12 protein-coding genes and 1 rRNA gene are annotated in these 17,475 nt (G+C 56.6%); 3 read left to right on the top strand and 10 right to left on the bottom strand.

The window, feature by feature from the left end; translation table 11 throughout:
- Positions 1-15 precede the first annotated feature (15 nt).
- The 6 genes from bcsC to bcsR are packed head-to-tail and all read right to left on the bottom strand — an operon-like array spanning position 16 to position 10,588.
- Entirely contained in the window at positions 16-3,498 is a 3,483-nt protein-coding gene (gene bcsC / locus GM298_RS22615; protein ID WP_266155369.1) for a cellulose synthase complex outer membrane protein BcsC, read from the bottom strand.
- Positions 3,480-4,586 carry a cellulose synthase complex periplasmic endoglucanase BcsZ gene (gene bcsZ / locus GM298_RS22610; protein WP_266155373.1) on the bottom strand — a complete coding sequence of 369 codons (1,107 nt, stop codon included), beginning with the start codon at positions 4,584-4,586 and terminating at the stop codon, positions 3,480-3,482. The genes bcsC and bcsZ overlap by 19 nt, the downstream gene beginning before the upstream one ends.
- Positions 4,587-4,592: 6 nt before the next feature.
- Positions 4,593-7,013 (bottom strand): cellulose biosynthesis cyclic di-GMP-binding regulatory protein BcsB, encoded by a 2,421-nt coding sequence (bcsB, locus tag GM298_RS22605; protein WP_155031852.1) that lies wholly within the window; start codon positions 7,011-7,013, stop codon positions 4,593-4,595.
- 10 nt (positions 7,014-7,023) lie between these two features.
- Positions 7,024-9,639 carry a UDP-forming cellulose synthase catalytic subunit gene (gene bcsA / locus GM298_RS22600; protein ID WP_059386121.1) on the bottom strand — a complete coding sequence of 872 codons (2,616 nt, stop codon included), beginning with the start codon at positions 9,637-9,639 and terminating at the stop codon, positions 7,024-7,026.
- Positions 9,636-10,388, bottom strand: a complete 753-nt coding sequence (gene bcsQ / locus GM298_RS22595) for a cellulose biosynthesis protein BcsQ (RefSeq protein ID WP_025759454.1) — start codon at positions 10,386-10,388, stop codon at positions 9,636-9,638. The genes bcsA and bcsQ overlap by 4 nt, the downstream gene beginning before the upstream one ends.
- Before the next feature lie 11 nt (positions 10,389-10,399).
- On the bottom strand, positions 10,400-10,588 hold the full coding sequence (gene bcsR, locus GM298_RS22590; protein ID WP_008503237.1) for a cellulose biosynthesis protein BcsR: 189 nt from the start codon (positions 10,586-10,588) through the stop codon (positions 10,400-10,402).
- A gap of 174 nt (positions 10,589-10,762) precedes the next feature.
- Between bcsR and bcsE the strand changes: the two genes are divergently transcribed.
- From bcsE to bcsG, 3 genes are read left to right on the top strand one after another with little or no spacing between them, the layout of a single operon-like run.
- Complete coding sequence (gene bcsE, locus GM298_RS22585; RefSeq protein WP_266155367.1) at positions 10,763-12,322, top strand: cellulose biosynthesis c-di-GMP-binding protein BcsE; 1,560 nt, start codon at positions 10,763-10,765, stop codon at positions 12,320-12,322.
- On the top strand, positions 12,319-12,513 hold the full coding sequence (gene bcsF, locus GM298_RS22580; protein WP_025759457.1) for a cellulose biosynthesis protein BcsF: 195 nt from the start codon (positions 12,319-12,321) through the stop codon (positions 12,511-12,513). Before bcsE ends, bcsF begins: the two co-directional genes overlap by 4 nt.
- Positions 12,506-14,185 carry a cellulose biosynthesis protein BcsG gene (bcsG, locus tag GM298_RS22575; RefSeq protein WP_266155365.1) on the top strand — a complete coding sequence of 560 codons (1,680 nt, stop codon included), beginning with the start codon at positions 12,506-12,508 and terminating at the stop codon, positions 14,183-14,185. Before bcsF ends, bcsG begins: the two co-directional genes overlap by 8 nt.
- Positions 14,186-14,238: 53 nt before the next feature.
- Here the strand turns inward: bcsG and GM298_RS22570 are convergent, their stop codons facing one another.
- From GM298_RS22570 to rrf, 4 genes are all read right to left on the bottom strand, one after another.
- Positions 14,239-15,231 (bottom strand): glycosyl hydrolase family 8, encoded by a 993-nt coding sequence (locus tag GM298_RS22570; protein WP_266155372.1) that lies wholly within the window; start codon positions 15,229-15,231, stop codon positions 14,239-14,241.
- A gap of 16 nt (positions 15,232-15,247) precedes the next feature.
- On the bottom strand, positions 15,248-16,210 hold the full coding sequence (gene birA / locus GM298_RS22565) for a bifunctional biotin--[acetyl-CoA-carboxylase] ligase/biotin operon repressor BirA (protein ID WP_025760406.1): 963 nt from the start codon (positions 16,208-16,210) through the stop codon (positions 15,248-15,250).
- Positions 16,207-17,235 (bottom strand): UDP-N-acetylmuramate dehydrogenase, encoded by a 1,029-nt coding sequence (murB, locus tag GM298_RS22560; RefSeq protein WP_136195980.1) that lies wholly within the window; start codon positions 17,233-17,235, stop codon positions 16,207-16,209. The genes birA and murB overlap by 4 nt, the downstream gene beginning before the upstream one ends.
- Positions 17,236-17,360: 125 nt before the next feature.
- Positions 17,361-17,475 (bottom strand): 5S ribosomal RNA (gene rrf, locus GM298_RS22555).

Below are 17,475 nucleotides of genomic sequence, written 5' to 3'. Positions count from 1 at the left end.
TTAAGTAAAATCCGATTACCAGTCCGCGTAAGGAATGAGCGGCTGCGGCGGTAAGTCCATATCACCCTGCCAGCCTGCGGCAGAGTAGCGTACGTACAGCAGCGCATGGCTTGGGGTATAGTCTTTTGCTTCCTGAATATCCACGCCCAGGCCAACAAACCAGTTGGAGGTCACCCGACGTTCGATAATGGCCCGCGCGGTATAACCGGTGCCTGAAGAGCTGCTGCCGGTTTCCATCGCCCCCCGGTCGGTATAGCGGCCAGGTTCATCGGTTGGAATAAGACTCTGGTCCGGGTAGCGCAGCTCGTCATTGGTTTTGGAGTGCGACCAGGAGACGGATCCCCCAAGCTCCCAGGACCAGTTCTCCGTGCGTTTACGCCAGGTCACCGGCAGGGCGAAGGAGACATACTCCTGCGGGCTGTAATAACCGCCCTGGCCCAGAGTATAGCCACTCAGATCTTTGTCGTAGTGCCACAGCATGTTAGAGACACCGACGGTAAGCCGCTCATTGTTTTTATTAATGAGCTTGTAGTAATAACCGGTCATCCAGCGCACGCGCCAGTTATCCTCCACATTTTTACCCGTCAGCGTCTCCGCATTCAGGCTTGACCAGATGCCGTTCGCCTCGCCTTTGTCGTAGCTTATACTCACCCCACCGCCGGTGGCGCGCACGCCGCCCCAGGTGGTGCCGGTGTTGGTATCTTTTTGCCCGGCGAAGGCCAGCAGAGAGCTGGAGATCGGCCGACGATGGGCGTTAACGGTGTAGCCCACGGGACCCAGGTCGCTGCTGTAGCTTACCCCGCCGACCACATCGACCACCTCGAAGCCCATCGGCGTAGTACCGATATCCCACGCCCAGGTTTTGTTCTGCCAGCCGACGGCAACGCTCGCGCCATTGTCTGACTGATGCGTGTTGCCGCTACACGGCGTTTCGGCACAGGTCCCCCACTTGGGATCGTAGGTGCCGTTACGGGTAGCAAACGAACCGGCATCCATATTGACCAGATCGCTGCGGAAGAACATCCGTCCGTCCGAGAGCGGGGCATCAACCTGCAGCATGGTGGTATGCGCTTTCAGGTCGGAGTAGCCCCCCGTGCCGCTGGAGCCCCAGTAATCATGCTGCAGCGTGACGTTAACATCCTGCTGACGGTACAAATCGCCGGCATCGCTACGCACGCCGCGCTTCAGCCAGTCATCTTTTTCATCGTTACGCGTCAGGCGCGTAAAGCTGTCATTATCCGCCGGACGGGTGGTGGTGATGCCAGAGGAGACCATGGCATCTTTATAGGTCTCCAGCGCCTGCTGAGGCTGGCCGTTTTGCGCCTGAAAACGTGCCGCATCACGCAGCACCAGCGCGTTTTCCATCGACGCTGGCTGTGATTTAGCCTGCGGAATGATTTTGTTGAAGGTCTGTTCTGCAGCTGCGGCGTCACCCAGACCCGCCTGCGCCATCGCGATCCGGCGCTGCATATTGAGCGACAGCGGCTGGCCATTTTGCGCAGCGGGCAGCTTCGCCAGTTCCTCGCGGGCGGCATCCTTGTTACCTTGCGCGCTGTAAATTTCGGTCAGACCGAGGATCGCGTCTTCGTTCTGCGGCTCACGCTGCAGGACGGCGTTGTAGGTCATTTTCGCCGAGTCGAGATCGCCACGCTGCTGTGCCCAGTCCGCCAGCGTGAGATCGATGCGGGTGGAGGCTGGCTGCTGGCGAAGAAGGTTTTCCGCCTCCTGCTCTTTGCCGCTGTCGCGCAGGCGGTTGGCGGTTTCCAGCACCTGATTGCTTTGCAAACGGTCGGCAAGCTCCTGAATATTGCCGTTCCACTGGCTGCGCGGCAGCGTGTCCAGATGCGCCAGCGCGGCCCGGTCCTGATCGTTTCCGGAAAGATAGAGCCCATTGGCATAAACCTGATCCGGATCGGTGGGTTTCTGGCGGGCAAGCTGACGCATCAGGGTATCCGCCTGGCTGCGCTGGCCGGCGCTGTAGAGATCGCGGGACAAACGGTAGGTTATCCACACGTCGCCCGGAGAGAGCGCCAGACGACGGCGCTGAATATCGGCAGCCTGCGCGTATTTCCCCTGGTTCTCCAGCTGTTCTGCCTCGGCGGAGAGCTGCTCGTTGGTCAGGCTGCGTTCAATATCATCAATGCTGCGACGCTGGCTGGCGGAGAGCGACTGGATAAATTGCGACGCCTTCTCCGGCGACTGCGCGCGGTAGATATTGGCCAGCCCACGAACCGCATTGCTGTTGCCGCTGTCCATACGCAGCGCCTGGCGATAATAGCGCTCCGCTGCAGCGTTATCTTTACGCGCCGCCGCGGCATCTCCCAGCCCCAGCACCGCATAACTGTCAGTATTGTCGATATTGCGCGCCTGCTGATAGTAGCGTTCCGCCTGCGCCGGGTTATTCGCCTTCAGCGCCGCATCGCCCTGCTGGATCAGCAGCCAGTAACGGTTAACCTTCAACAGGCTGTCCCATTTGCCGCGGTTATCACTCTGCGGGTCGAGGGCGATCGCCTTTTCAAACTGTGCCACCGCGCGAGCGCGGTCGCCTTTCTGTGAGTATGCCTGGCCCAGCGCGCCAACGGCTTCACTGTCGGCATGGTTTGCGCTGACCGCCTTTTGCAGATCCACTACCGCCTTATCCCCCTGCCCGGCATCCACCGCCGCCAGGCCTTGTGCTTTCGCACGGAAAGTCGGATCGGCGAGCTGTTTCTGCTGCGCTTCAAGCTGTGAACGCGCTGCCGTTACGCTCTCGCCTTCACTGAACACGCTCAGGTATTTTTGCAGCGCAGTGACGCTGGCGCTGCTGACAGGCTGGTCTTTGATCTGCTCATACCACATATCCGACGCCTGGCTGCGCCCATTGGTGGAACGGGCCATCTCCTGCAGCACCGCAAAGCCTTCATCACGACGTCCGGTCTGGAACAGCAGTTGAGCCAGCGTGGACTGCAGCTGGGTATTACCCGGACTGCTGCTGTTAATTTTCTTCAGCTGGTTAATGGCCGCATTGCGGCGGGCGGGATCTTTCGCCACCACATTCCAGTACTCTGTCGCCACGTCGCCACCCGGTGGGTTGCCGTCGAACAGCTTGTCATAGGCGGCAATGGCCTCCTGCGTATGTCCCGTTGTGGCGAGTAATCGCGCCTGCTGTAACTGCTGACGGCCATCCGGGGTGGACAGCAGCATGGTGTTGCGAGAGGACTGATACGCACTGGAGCCCGGCGCGATCCCTTTCAGACGATCCAGCTCTTTTTGCGCACCGGCGTTATCGCCCTGACGCAGCAGGTAGCGAAAGCGCGCGGCAATCACGTCAGGGTTGTTTGGGTCGATTAGCTCAAGACGATAGAGCGACTGACGCACCAAATCCTCACGCTGTGTCGACTCGCCCAGCCGAACCTGCTCCAGCAGCTGTTGCTGCTGCGGGGAGTTGGCGGCCTGGGCCCACGGCATCAGTGCCAGGCCAAGCGATAAACTGAGTAGATTTACTGTGAACTTGCGCATTCCTGGCCCCAATCCGGTATTAATTCACCTTTAGTGGTGAAGCGAAAACGATGCTGATCCCATCCTTGTCCAAAGAGAGTCAGTACATAGCTGTAATAGGCGTTGTTATCGGGAAAATGGTCTGCCACGCGCTGGCGTTGAACCGCCTGGGCATCACGCTGTTGTAAAAAAGGCAGCATGGCGGCGGAGAACCCCACCGGGCCATTTCCCGTCGGTTTTCCACTCGCGACATCCACTTTCTCCGGCGGGAGACCCTGTCTGGTCGTCATGGCCGCCATTGGCTGGAAGCGCGTCAGCAGACGGGCTTTCTGAGGATCTTTATCACTCATCATCCCTACCCAGAGATAAACGCGGATGGCATCGTAGCCGCCCACCAGCGATTTATCCTGCTGCAGGTGCCAGCCTCTGTTTTTCTGATACTGCACCCAGTCCGGCGCAAACCCTTTCGGCGCACTCTCCATCAGCAGGCGCAGATTGGTTTCACGAAGCTGGGTCCACGGCGCACCAAAGCGCGTGAAGTAACGCGCGAGCTGCGGAGGAAGATAGCTGGGGTTAAAGCGCCAGGCGTGTTCATCGGCAAAACCGACTTTTCCCGGGAGCAGCATTGCGCCGAGCCCCGGTACCTTCACCACTTCCTCGCTGGCAATCCGTTTAAGCAGCGCCTTACCCGTGCGGGTATAGTCCGGCTGTTTCCACAGCCGGCCCGCTTCGAGCAGTGACCAGGCGATCCAGACATCGGCGTCGGAGGCGGAATTGTTATCAATCACCGCCCAGCTCGCCTTGTCTTTCTGACCCCATAGCCAGGCCGGCAAACGATCGTCGAGATTGCCGCTGGCAAGATTATCGCGCGTCCATCTCAGCAGCTGGTCAAACGCGTTGCGATCGTTCGCCGCCAGGGCAAAGAACAGGGCGTAGCTTTGCCCTTCCGAAGTCGTAATTTTGCGCGAGTCACTGGGATCAATGACACGCCCGCCCTCGCTGATGTAATCCTTTTTAAACTGCTCCCAGGCAGGCCAGGTACAGGCGGCGCGAAGAGGGAGCGCCGCCAGCATCAACGCGGCGAATGCACACCAGCGAACGGCGTTCATCACATCTTACTCATCCGGGTTCAGACGACGACGACTGATGATGCGCAGCAGACGCCACAACACCCAGGCCAGCAAGACCACACTGACCGCCGCCAGGATAGCCAGCAGAACCGGATGGTTAGACAGCGCATACCACAGGCGTTCGAACCACGGCAGATGGCCGACGTAGTACACATCACCAACACGCAGGCTATTCACGCCCGACTCACGGATGACGGAGACGGAACCGAACATTGCAGCACGTTTACCGCTGTCGTTCATGGCCGTATTGAGCAGTTCATACCCGCGCGGGCTGTCTGCCAGCAGAGCCACCACGCTACGCTGGTCGTTGTAAGGTGACTGGAAGCCCACCACCGCGGCCATTGCCCCCTGAGACGTTACGGTGGTCTGCGCGCTGGCCTGACGGTCGTTAACATCCGGCATAATGCTCGGGAATTCAGTCTGGCGCAGCGGCGTGTTGACCCAGGACTGGGCCGCTTTCACCAGCAGATCGATGCGTTTGTCATCCTTCAGCTTGTCCGGAATGGTACCGATTACCATGATATCCGCGTCTTTGTTCTGAATCTGGCTACCATCATCCGTCAACGTGACGTTAATCGCCGGTAATCCTGTCTGACCACCCACGGTTGCCATGGTGTCCAGCAGGGTAGTCACCTGCCCTTCGTTTGGAGTTTTTGGCATCACAACAATGGATTCAGAGAGATCGGCCATGCGGCTGAACGGGAAGCCCGCATTGGCAAAGGCGCGCAGATCCGGCATCGCCAGGAAGTGGTAGTACTTCGAGAAGTCGATGGTCGACTCATCGCCAATCACCACGTGGTTCTGAACCGGCTGGAAGGTAATGCAGTTTTCCACCGAGCCGCCAGGCATCGGGTTCATGTACTGGAAATCAAAGCGCAGCTGGTTTATAGCGCCAAGCTTCAGCGCCGGGATCGAGACATCCGTTTTACCGTCCAGCAGCCCCTGCAACACCGGCAGGCGAAGCATCAGGCGGTTGGTATCCTGCGTGCTTTGCAGGCTGAACGACTGCAGGAACTGGTTGTTCAGGCTGATATCCATGCGCGAGCTGTCTTTGGTGGCTGGCGCGGTGTAACGGTAGTTGAGGTTGATATCAATGCCGTTGGTACGCAGCAGGTACAGATCCGGCGGCAGATTCAGTGACAGGCTGATCGGCGCAGGCTCAAGCCCCGTCGCCTGCAGCTGTTCTTCATAGGTTTTCAGCTCGCCAAAGGTGACCGCACGGTCGGTACGCACCCAGTTTGGCGCATCATAAGGTTTACGCGCCAGCAGCGGCTTGACCTCATCCACCACCACGCTGTTGCCACGGAACAGGATGTTGCCCTGGGCAATCGCTTTTGCTGCCTGAACCAGATCTTTATCGTCACGACCAAAGACCACCAGCAGCTTCACGTACGGATTGTCCGGGTGGCTCATCATCTCTACGGTCGGCGCTTTAACGTCCGGGTGATCGCGCAGGAAGGCCGGACGTTTCGCGTTGGTCGCAAAGACAATCGCATTTCGGTCCGGCAGTTTGTCATACATCGCCGGGAAGCTCTGGCCACGCCAGCCCGCACGGGAACCAAACCAGGACGCCACAATGGTGGCCGCCAGCTGTTCCGTGACGTCCGGAGACGCCGCAAACACCACCGGCAGGTTGAGCGGACGGTTATCCCGAGGATCAAAGAACGGAACCGGGAAAGCTGAGAGATCGTTTTTCAGCGCCAGCGACTGGTAGGTCATCTGCAGCGAGGAGTTACGCCCGACGTCCATCCACAGCGTGTTGCTGGCAGGGTTTTCGCAGACATCGCGGTAGTGACCGACAAACTCCAGGCGGATACGGTTAAAGTCGGTGATGAACAGTGGGTTGATTGGCACCTGAGCCTGCGTTTTCTTACCCAGTTGCTCTTTCGTGACCGGCAGAACGTCCATCAGCTCATCATTCAGGTAGACCTTCAGCTGAGACTGCGTCGGCAACAGTGATGGCGACGGCGTATATTCAAGATTCAGCACCGCATTAGAGACGACCTCGTCGCTGCGCATGCCAAATTCAATGCCGCCGTTCGGGTTGATACCGCGCAGCACCATGCTGCCCGGAGGCGGCGCAATCTGTGCGAAGGTGAGCTTCACGTCCCGTGACGGGGCATTCTCCGCGACGACAGGGGCATTCGCTCCCCGGACGCCCGGCATCACCTGCCCGACGACCTGGCTGCCTGCCGGCAGGGTGTTCCCCTCCGTTGGCTGGTTCGGAATGATGTTTTCTGTCTGGCCGGGTGCCGCAGTGACAACCGGATCGGTTGCCTGCGCGACGACAGGCACCGTTGGCGCAGGCGTTGCCGCTGCGTTATCAGGAGCTGCGTTAGCCATTGTTGCGGGGAGGGTACTCATCCCCATTGCCACTGCACATAACCAGGAAAGTTTTGTTTTCATCGCGTTATCATCATTGTTGAGCCATAACCGGGTCCGCCTGCTTCGCCTCATCCCGCCCAGGACGACGAGGAATGAACGACACGACCCAGGAAACCAGCGAAGTAAGTGACCGGAAAATTAATTTCACCGACGACGGGGCAAATTCTGCAAGGTGACGATAGCCACGGAACCCCAGCTTCAGAATATCCAGCAGGCTTTCCAGAGGTTTATCTTCCGGGAAGCTGTCCTGCCAGAGAGCCCACGTATCCGCGCGGGCAAACGTACACTGCACAAAATCAATATGTTGCTTTTTGGTCAACGGCATCAGCTGCAGACCCACTTCATCGCCCGTCACACGAACGACCTGTGTCGGGAAGACATACTCCTGCTGGCCGCGTTTAAGCAGCAGGTTAACTTTTTGCCCTTCCAGCACCTTGGCCTGACCGTTGATTTTGATCCCCAGACCACCGTCAGAGAAGTCGTGCACGGTACAGGAGAAAAGATGTCCATCTTCACGGGCAATGGCCGCCGGCATGCAGATTTCCACGCGATGCGCACGGCGAACCTGTTTGCTCTCCACAGATACCGCCACCGCGCCACCGAGGATAATCAGGTTGTAGAAGACCCAGGCCATACTCACGAATACCGTCAGGATCTCGTTTTCCGGACCATAGAAGTAACGCCAGATACCGGCGATGACGCCCACAATATTCAGCAGCACCAGGAAGATATACGGACGGGAGATCACCCAGTCGACGTACTCCTCTTCCACCAGACCGCCCTTCGCGGTGACGTTGAATTTACCTTTATGCGGGTTAATCAGCGCCACCATCGTCGGCGGTGCGATGTACCAGGCCAGCACCGTTTCGTAAATTTCACTCCAGAAGGAGTGGCGGTATTTACCCTGAATCTTCGAGTTCGTCAGGCTCGCGTGGATCATGTGCGGCAGAACAAACAGCGCAATCATCAGCGCAGGAGCGTAGATGATATAAGCGTGAAGGAGCAGGAACGCCAGCGGCGCGGTCAGGAAGATCAGCCGCGGGATACCGGATAAGAAGTGGAACATGGCGTTGACGTAGCAAAGACGTTGCGCCAGCTTGAGGCCTTTTCCTATCAGGGGGTTATCAAGACGGAATATCTGCACCATGCCGCGGGCCCAGCGAATACGCTGACCGATGTGCGCCGACAGTGACTCCGTTGCCAGACCGGCAGCCTGAGGAATGCGCATATAAGCAGAGGTATAGCCGCGACGGTGCAGGCGCAGAGAGGTGTGCGCATCTTCGGTGACCGTTTCCACGGCAATGCCACCAATTTCATCCAGCGGTTTACGGCGGATAACGGCGCAGGAGCCGCAGAAGAAGGTGGCATCCCACATGTCGTTACCGTCCTGCACCAGGCCATAGAACAGCGTGCCTTCGTTCGGGGTTTTACGGAAGCGACCCAGGTTACGTTCAAACGGATCCGGCGAGAAGAAGTGGTGCGGCGTCTGCATCATCGCCAGCTCTTTCTCTTTCAGGAACCAGCCCATGGTCATCTGCAGGAACGAGCGCGTCGGCACGTGGTCGCAGTCAAAGATCGAGACAAACTCCCCAGTGGCATACTTCAGCGCGTTGTTGATGTTCCCGGCTTTAGCGTGCTCGTGAGTCGGCCGGGCGATGTACTCGACGCCCACCTCCTCGGCGAACTGACGAAACGCCGGGCGGTTGCCGTCGTCGAGGATCCAGACTTTGAGCTTATCTTTCGGCCAGTCGATGCCCAGCGCGGCATAAATAGTGTTTTTTACCACGCTCAGATCTTCGTTATAGGTCGGGACGAAGAGATCAACGGTCGGCCACTGCGTGGTGTCTTTTGGCAGCGGAACCGGCTGGCGGTTGAGCGGCCAAATCACCTGGAAATAGCCCAGCACCAGCACAATCCAGGCGTAGGTTTCGGCAAAAAGCAGCACCAGGCCGCACACCAGACTGACCGGATCGTCCCAGTTAAGGGTTGAGGTATAACGCCACCAGATGTAGCGACAGGAGACGGTCAACGACAACACAATCAGCATCAGCGCCGAGAAGCGACCTGGAATACGGCGAACCAGCAGCGCCACGCCCCACAGCAGGATCAGGAAGGTGAACTGCGCCAGCGGGTTAAAGGGCTGCGTAATACAGACCAGCGCCAGAATGAGCGAGAACACGACGATGACGCCGAGAATAAAACGCCGCAAGCCCGGGTGGAGATGCCCGAGCTCTTTATGGTTATCCAGATGGCTGGTCTTATCGGTCACGCTGTTGGGCAGTCTGTCCAGCCACTGGTGGTAGCGTTCGCGTAGCTGTTGCACGCGGGAGAAACTGCGCCAGTGCGGCGTTATTTTCTCGTTGCGGGATGATGTGACCGCCAGCCAGAGCGCCTGAATGAGATAACGCGCCGGGTCCAGTGGCCGCGGGCGGTTGGGATTGATGTGGGGATAGAGCTCACTGTGTCGTGCGCGGATGCGCTGCCAGCGCGGGTGTTCGAGCGGAATGAACGTCCAGGCCAGGATCATCCAGAAACAGCCGAGCGCGGCGCTGAATGCCGAAGCACCATGCCGGCGAAAATGCCGGTAGTTTTCGCTCAAACGCGAACTGACCGGCGGGATGAGTAACCAGCTGGCGAGTCGACTCATACAGAACTCCCTGCAGGCTCCGCCCCTTTGGCGAAGTTCAGCAGACACCAGTTAGCCAGCGTCAGGATCTCTTCTGCCGCCAGCGAATCGCTACGGTACTCGCCGAGCGGTTGCTTGGACGCAAGGCATTCAGCCATTCCTTCATCACGATGAATGACAATAGGAAGCAGGCGACGCTGGCTTTGCAGCCATACCTGATACAGATCGTCCTGGATCTGGCTGCCAATGCGTAAATCGTTAATCAGGATATGCGCATTCTGAGGTAAACCCTGCTGATGCAAGCGGATGTGGCAATTCGCATCGACATTGACGATGGAGAGGACGTGATCGCACTGTGCGATAAGCTGTCGGGTCAGCGTGCCGGCGCCGTGCGGCAGATCCAGCAGGATCCACCGGTAATGCCCCTTTTCTTTCAGACTTTGCAGCGCCAGCGTGAACTGTGAAAACAGGCGCTGATAGGCGGCTTCATTCTCGCGTTCCGTGGTGGTGAGTTGACCAAACGGCAGCAAATCGAGCTGGGAGGTATAGCGCATACCGGCATCCCGCCAGTCTTTATCATCAAGCAGCGCCCGGGCCCAGCCCTCTTCGCGAGTAAAGTCGACGTTAAACGACATACGCAGCAAATTATCGGCGCAGGCGTCAATAACCAGCACCGATTCACCTAAAAGCTGTAATGACCACGCCAGCGCCGCGGTAACAGATGTGGTACCCACACCGCCACGGACACCCTGTAATCCGAGTATGGCCATCAATGGCTCCCTTATTGTTGATGGGCAAATTCAGCTAACAACGGCCAACGTTTAATAGCCGCAGCCAACTGTTCCCGCTGGGAAATATCGGTGTAATCTATTTCAGGTAAAGAAAAGGCCTGCGTCAGCGCCAGAAAATCGTTTTGGAATGTGTAACCCAGCGTCGAGTCGACTGGGGTTCCGGGTTCATTATTATCCATTCTTTTTCCATCCCTTTGAGGAAAATCGCACGCTCAGAAGTTGCGGGGCTCCCTGCCCGGACAAATTTCATTTACATGCTAAATCTGATGTTCTTTAATTTCAATGTTAGGTTTATTTCTACGCTTTCGCTAGTAAACTGAGATACAGATAAATTAGACGAAAAGAGGGACACCGTGGACTCCATATTTTCTATTGGCATCCAGTCATTATGGGACGAATTGAGCCACATGCCAGTCGGAGGAGTCTGGTGGATTAATACGGACCGCAATGAAGATGCTATCACTCTGGTAAACCAGACAATTGCTGCTCAGGATAAGGATTCCCGCGTGGCCGTCATTAGCATGGGTGACGATCCGAAGAAGATTATCACGCTTGAAAGCGATCGCGGCCCCCAGACGGTGCGATTATTTTCCATGAAACCGGAAGCCGATAGTCTATACTTTTTGTCCCGCGATGTTCAGTGCACTATTGATCCGGATCACTATTTGGTGATTCTCAAATGTGCAAATAACGTCCTGCAAAATATTCCTGCGGAAAAGCTGCTGCCGTGGCTGGAAAAAATCAATAAATGGGCAAAATTTCAAAATTGCACGCTATTGGTCGTCAATCCCGGCAGTAATAATGACAAGCTGTTCTCATTGTTAATGGGCGAATATCGCTCCCTGTTCGGTCTGGCAAGCGTTCGTGACCAGGTGGGCAGCTATCTCTACGATATTGCTTTCTGGTGTAATGAAAAAGGGGTGAGTGCCAGGCAACAACTTACTCTGAAACATATCGAGGGCAAGTGGCACCTGGCGCAGCAGGAAGAGACCGTGGTTCAGCCGCGCAGCGATGAAAAACGTATCCTGAGCCATATCGCGGTCCTGGAGGGTGCCCCTGCTCTTTCGGAAAACTGGTCCCTGTTTGACTCTAACGAAGCCCTTTTCCATGAAGCCCGCACAACCCAGGCGGCAACCCTTATTTTCTCGTTGATGCAAAATAGCCAGATTGAGACGCTGGCAAGACAGATCCATACCTTACGCCGCCAGCGCGGAAGCGCGTTGAAAATTATCGTGCGTGAAAACAATACCAGCCTGCGTGCCACCGATGAGCGCCTGCTTCTGGGCTGCGGCGCGAATATGGTTATCCCCTGGAATGCGCCGCTGTCACGCTGCCTGACGCTTATCGAAAGCGTGCAGGGTCAGCAGTTTAGCCGCCATGTACCGAAAGAGATTTCCACGCTGCTCTCCATGACCCAGCCGATGAAACTGCGTGGATACCAAAAATGGGATACCTTCTGCGATGCCGTCGGCAACATGATGAGCAACACGCTTCTTCCTGCTGACGGAAAAGGGGTCATGGTTGCACTGCGTCCTGTACCGGGTATTCGCGTTGAACAGGCTCTCACCTTATGCCGTCCGAACCGTACAGGGGACATCATGACCATCGGCGATAATCGCCTGATGCTGTTTTTGTCCTTCTGCCGGATAAACGATCTTGATACTGCGCTTAACCACATCTTCCCCCTGCCGACCGGTGATATCTTCTCGAACCGTATGATTTGGTTCGAAGATAATGCCATCAGCGCGGAACTGGTGCAGATGCGTGCGCTCCAGCCAGAACAATGGGCTAAACCGCTCGCTATCACGAGCGATGCGAAACCGATCCTCAATGCCAGACATGATGGACATGTCTGGCGACGGGTGCCGGAGCCTCTTCGCTTATTAACAGACAACGCGGAGAACGCACTATGAATATCAGCGATATCATTCAACTGGTTATAGTCTGTGCGCTGATCTTTTTCCCGCTTGGCTACTACGCACGCCATTCCATACGTCGTATCCGTGATACGGCCAGAGTGTTGTTTATAAAACCTCGCCACGTTAAACCAGCCGGAACACTGACACGGGCATCACACGTCAAGGCAGACCGAAAACATGACTAATTCAACCTATACCGCTTCGTCACCTTCGCCGCTCTGGCAATACTGGCGCGGCCTTTCCGGCTGGAACTTCTACTTTCTGGTGAAGTTTGGTCTGCTGTGGGCAGGCTATCTGAATTTCCATCCTCTTCTCAACCTGGTGTTTATGGCCTTCCTGCTGATGCCTCTGCCGAATATCAGGCTGCATCGTTTACGCCACTGGGTAGCCATTCCTGTCGGCTTTGCGCTGTTCTGGCATGATACCTGGCTACCGGGGCCGGACAGTATTATGAGCCAGGGCTCGCAGGTGGCGGGGTTTAGCGCCAGCTATGTCCTCGACCTGATCGAGCGTTTTATTAACTGGCAGATGATTGGCGCGGTATTTGTGCTGCTGGTTGCCTGGCTGTTCCTGTCACAGTGGGTCCGCGTCACGGTGTTTGTCGTGGCGATTATGATCTGGCTTAACGTACTGACGCTGGCAGGGCCAAACTTTTCGCTATGGCCTGCCGGTCAACCCACCACCACGGTGACCACCACAGGGGGAAGCGCGGCGGCAACCGTCACGACGGCTGGCAATACGCCTGTCGTGGGGGATATCCCAACCCAGACCGCACCGCCGACCTCTACAAACCTCAATGCCTGGCTCTCCAGTTTCTATACTGCGGAAGATAAGCGTCAGACGAAATTCCCGGACGCGCTGCCGGCAGATGCTCAGCCGTTCGAACTGCTGGTGATCAACATCTGCTCTCTCTCCTGGGCCGACGTGGATGCCGCAGGTTTGATGTCGCATCCGCTGTGGTCGCATTTCGACATTCAGTTTAAAGATTTCAATTCGGCCACCTCATACAGCGGCCCGGCGGCGATCCGCCTGCTGCGTGCAAGCTGCGGTCAGACATCGCATAAGAACCTGTATCAACCCGCCGGCAACCAGTGTTATCTGTTCGATAACCTCGCCAAACTGGGCTTTACGCAGCATCTGATGCTGGGGCATAACGGTCAGTTCGGCAACTTCCTGAAAGAGGTGCGCGAACAGGGTGGCATGCAGGCGCCGTTGATGGATCAAACGGGTCTTCCGGTCTCTCTGCTGGGCTTCGACGGCTCGCCCGTTTATGACGATACCGCCGTACTTCAGCGCTGGCTGCAGACCATCGAAAAAGACAGTAATCCGCGCAGTGCGACGTTCTTTAACACCCTGCCGCTTCACGACGGTAACCACTTCCCGGGCGTGAGCAAAACGGCAGACTATAAAGTGCGTGCGCAGAAATTCTTCGACGAGCTGGACGCGTTCTTTACGGAGCTGGACAAATCCGGCCGTAAAGTGATGGTGGTGGTCGTCCCTGAACACGGTGGCGCGCTGAAAGGCGACAGAATGCAGGTGTCGGGCCTGCGTGATATCCCAAGCCCGTCCATTACCAACGTGCCTGCTGGCATTAAATTCTTTGGTATGAAGGCACCACACCAGGGCGCGCCGATTGAGATCACCCAGCCAGGTAGCTATCTGGCGATCTCAGAACTGGTTGCCCGTGCGGTGGACGGCAAGCTGTTTGTTGAGGATAGCGTGAACTGGGATCAGCTCACCAGTAACCTGCCGCAAACGGCAGAAGTCTCCGAGAACGCTAACGCGGTAGTGATTCAGTATCAGAACAAACCGTACGTTCGTCTGAACGGCGGGGATTGGGTACCGTATCCGCAGTAAGGCCCTCACCCTAACCCTCTCCCCACAGGGGAGAGGGGATAGTCGGTGCGTTATTATTGCGCTGAGATCCACACCAGCATTTTCAGACTTGCCGAATAGTAGTCGTCTTTAGAGGTGATTTCGGGTTCTCCGGAAGACTGTCCCATCGTTAAATCGCGTACCGCCAGCAGACCGCCTTCCATCATATAGGGCGCATAGTCGTTGGTCGTGACGTTCACCCAGGCGGGCGTTTGTTCCCGGGGAAACTGACCGAACCAGGCTTTCCACGGCGTCAGCAACGGGCTTTGTTTATCAGACCAGGCAACGTACAGCGGAATACGAATCGCATCGTAGCTCATCCGCGGTGGCCAGCCCTGGGCCGGTGCCAGCTTGCCACCTGATGTCAGTGAAACCCAGTCAGGGGGCAGATTCGCTTTACCCGAACCCATTTTCCCCAGCAGGCGTTTCCCGTCCTTCATCAATTCATACCAGACCGGTAAATGACTGCGCGCGGCAAAGTCCTGCCAGGCCGGAAACACGAAATAAGACGGATTAAGGATCACTTCACCCTCAGGCTTAAATCCCTGGACGCCGGGCAGCATCACGCGGTAACCCGCATAGCGGATCACACTGTGGTCAATCAGTGCTTTTGTAATGGCATCCGATGCGGTGCTGTAATGCTTGTCATGCCAGCGGGCATCGGCTTTTAACAATGCCCAGGCGATCAGCACATCGCCGTCTGCGGCGTTGTTTTTGTCGGCGATAGGGTTGGACTCTGCGGGGTTGTAACGCCAGTAAAAGAGACCATTCTCTTTGTTCTTCAGCTGACTGTCCGTCCATTGCCAGAGCTTATCGAACGTGGCTTTATCGTCATTGGCCACCGCCATCAGCATGGCGAAACCCTGACCTTCCGTATGCGAAACACCGCCATTGCCGGTATCGACAATGCGGCCTTCCGGTTTGAAAAAGCGTGCCTTGTAACTTTCCCAGGCCTGCCCCGCCTGCGTGAGAGGCGAGAACAGTACACTCATCATGACAGCCAGCGTCGCGCAGACGGGTTTTCGCATCATTCACTCCGTCCGGTTATTCGGCACTTCGCAGGGAAATCTCACCGCCCACCCAGGGCTTGATTGCGCCATCCTGCTCCAGAAGCAACGCCCCCTGCGCATCAATACCGCGGGAAGTACCGTAGATCTCTTTATCGCCAATCAGCAATTTCACCGGGCGGTTGATGAAGTTATCCAGCTTTTCCCAACGCGACAGGAACGGAGCCAGCCCTTCCTGCTCAAAAAGCGTAAGTGAACTGCGCAACTCTTTAATCATACGCACGGCGAGGGTGTTGCGATCGATGACGATGCCCGCCTCCTGGAGGTTAGTCCAGGCCTGGTTCACCACATCACTCTGGACGTTGCGCATCACCATATTGAGGCCCGCGCCAATGACAATTTGCGCCGCATCGCCGGTTTTCCCCGTCAGTTCAACCAGGATACCGGCCAGTTTTCGATCGTTGAGGTAGAGATCGTTAGGCCACTTCACGCGTACGTTATCCGCCCCCAGATCGTGCAGCACTTCCGCCATGACAATGCCGATAACCAGACTCAGGCCAATGGCAGCGGCAGGCCCCTGCTCCAGACGCCAGTACATGGAGAGATAAAGGTTCGCGCCAAACGGTGAGAACCATTTGCGACCGCGACGGCCACGCCCGGCCTGCTGATACTCAGCAACACAGGCATCGCCGGATTTCAGCTCAGGCAGACGATCCAGAAGATACTGGTTCGTCGAATCAATCACGGGCAGCACCGCCACATTGCCGTGTCCAATCTGGCTGCGAATCAGTTCTTCATTCAACAGTTGAATCGGCTCCGGCAGGCTGTAGCCTTTTCCTGGTACCGTGAAGACATCGACACCCCAGTCGCGCAGCGTCTGAATATGCTTATTGATGCCGGCACGGCTCATGCCCAGCTGTTCGCCCAATTGCTCGCCAGAATGAAACTCACCGTCGGCAAGAATGCCAATCAGGGTTAAGGGGATGGTATTGTCCTTCACGCGATGGCCTCCACGGCATTGACTTCGCCTGTGCACCCGATAAAGCGCACTTCCGGCTCCAGCCAGACGTTAAATTTCTCGCCCACACGCTCACGGACATGATGTGCCAGTTGAACCACATCATCGCTGGTCGCATCACATTGATTAATCAGTACCAGAGCCTGCTGTCGGTGAACGGCAGCGCCGCCGACTGTCGTGCCTTTTAACTGGCATTGATCGATAAGCCATCCCGCAGCAAGCTTCACGCTGCCGTCCGCCTGAGGGTAATGTGGCGCTGTTGGCCATCCTTCAAGGAAGACTTTTGCCTTTTCGCTGCTAATCACCGGGTTTTTGAAGAAGCTTCCGGCATTGCCGTTTACTTTGGGATCGGGAAGTTTTGTCATCCGCATATGGCAAACCGAGTCAAAAACGTCGCGAGGGGTAACGGTTTCCGGATCGAGACGCGTTAAATCACCGTAGGTCAACACGGGCTGCCAGCGCTTAGACAGACGCAGGCCCACGGCGACAATGACGTAGCGATCCTGATATTCATGTTTGAAGATACTGTCACGATAGCCAAAACGGCACTCTTCTGCGGTTAAACGCTGGGCCGTTCCGGTCGCCAGTTCGATACAGTCGACATACTCACAGACATGTTTCAGTTCGATGCCATAGGCACCGATGTTTTGAATGGGTGACGATCCGGCGCAACCTGGGATCAGCGCAAGGTTTTCCAGACCCGGCATCCCTTTGTCGAGGGTAAACTGCACCAGATGATGCCAGTTTTCACCGGCCCCCACGTGAATGTGCCAGCTATCGGCGCGCTCTTCCACATCAATGCCCATGATGCGGTTAATGATTACTGTTCCCGCAAAATCGTCGAGAAACAGGACATTACTTCCTTCGCCCAGAATCAGTACGGGTTCGTTATTTTCTGTTGCGCTTTGCCATGCATTCAGCAACTGCTGTGCGGTATCGGCACGTACAATGTTTTTAGCATTCCGTTGAATGCCAAAGGTATTCCAGGGCTTAAGGGAGTGGTTCATAGACGCTATCCTGATGCAAAAACGCAGGTAGTTTACCGTATAAGCAAGGTATTGGGGGATTAGTTTTGTGTAGCGCAGAAACGCAAAAAGGCCATCCTTTCGGATGGCCTCTTCACTTGTTTGATGCCTGGCAGTTCCCTACTCTCACATGGGGAGACCCCACACTACCATCGGCGCTACGGCGTTTCACTTCTGAGTTCGGCATGGGGTCAGGTGGGACCACCGCGCTAAAGCCGCCAG

Origin of the sequence: Enterobacter sp. HSTU-ASh6 (assembly GCF_026319105.1) — a bacterium.
GTDB classification, from domain to species: domain Bacteria; phylum Pseudomonadota; class Gammaproteobacteria; order Enterobacterales; family Enterobacteriaceae; genus Enterobacter; species Enterobacter sichuanensis.
Note: the sequence above shows the minus strand (reverse complement) of the source record. Positions and strands in the feature narration are given on the sequence as shown.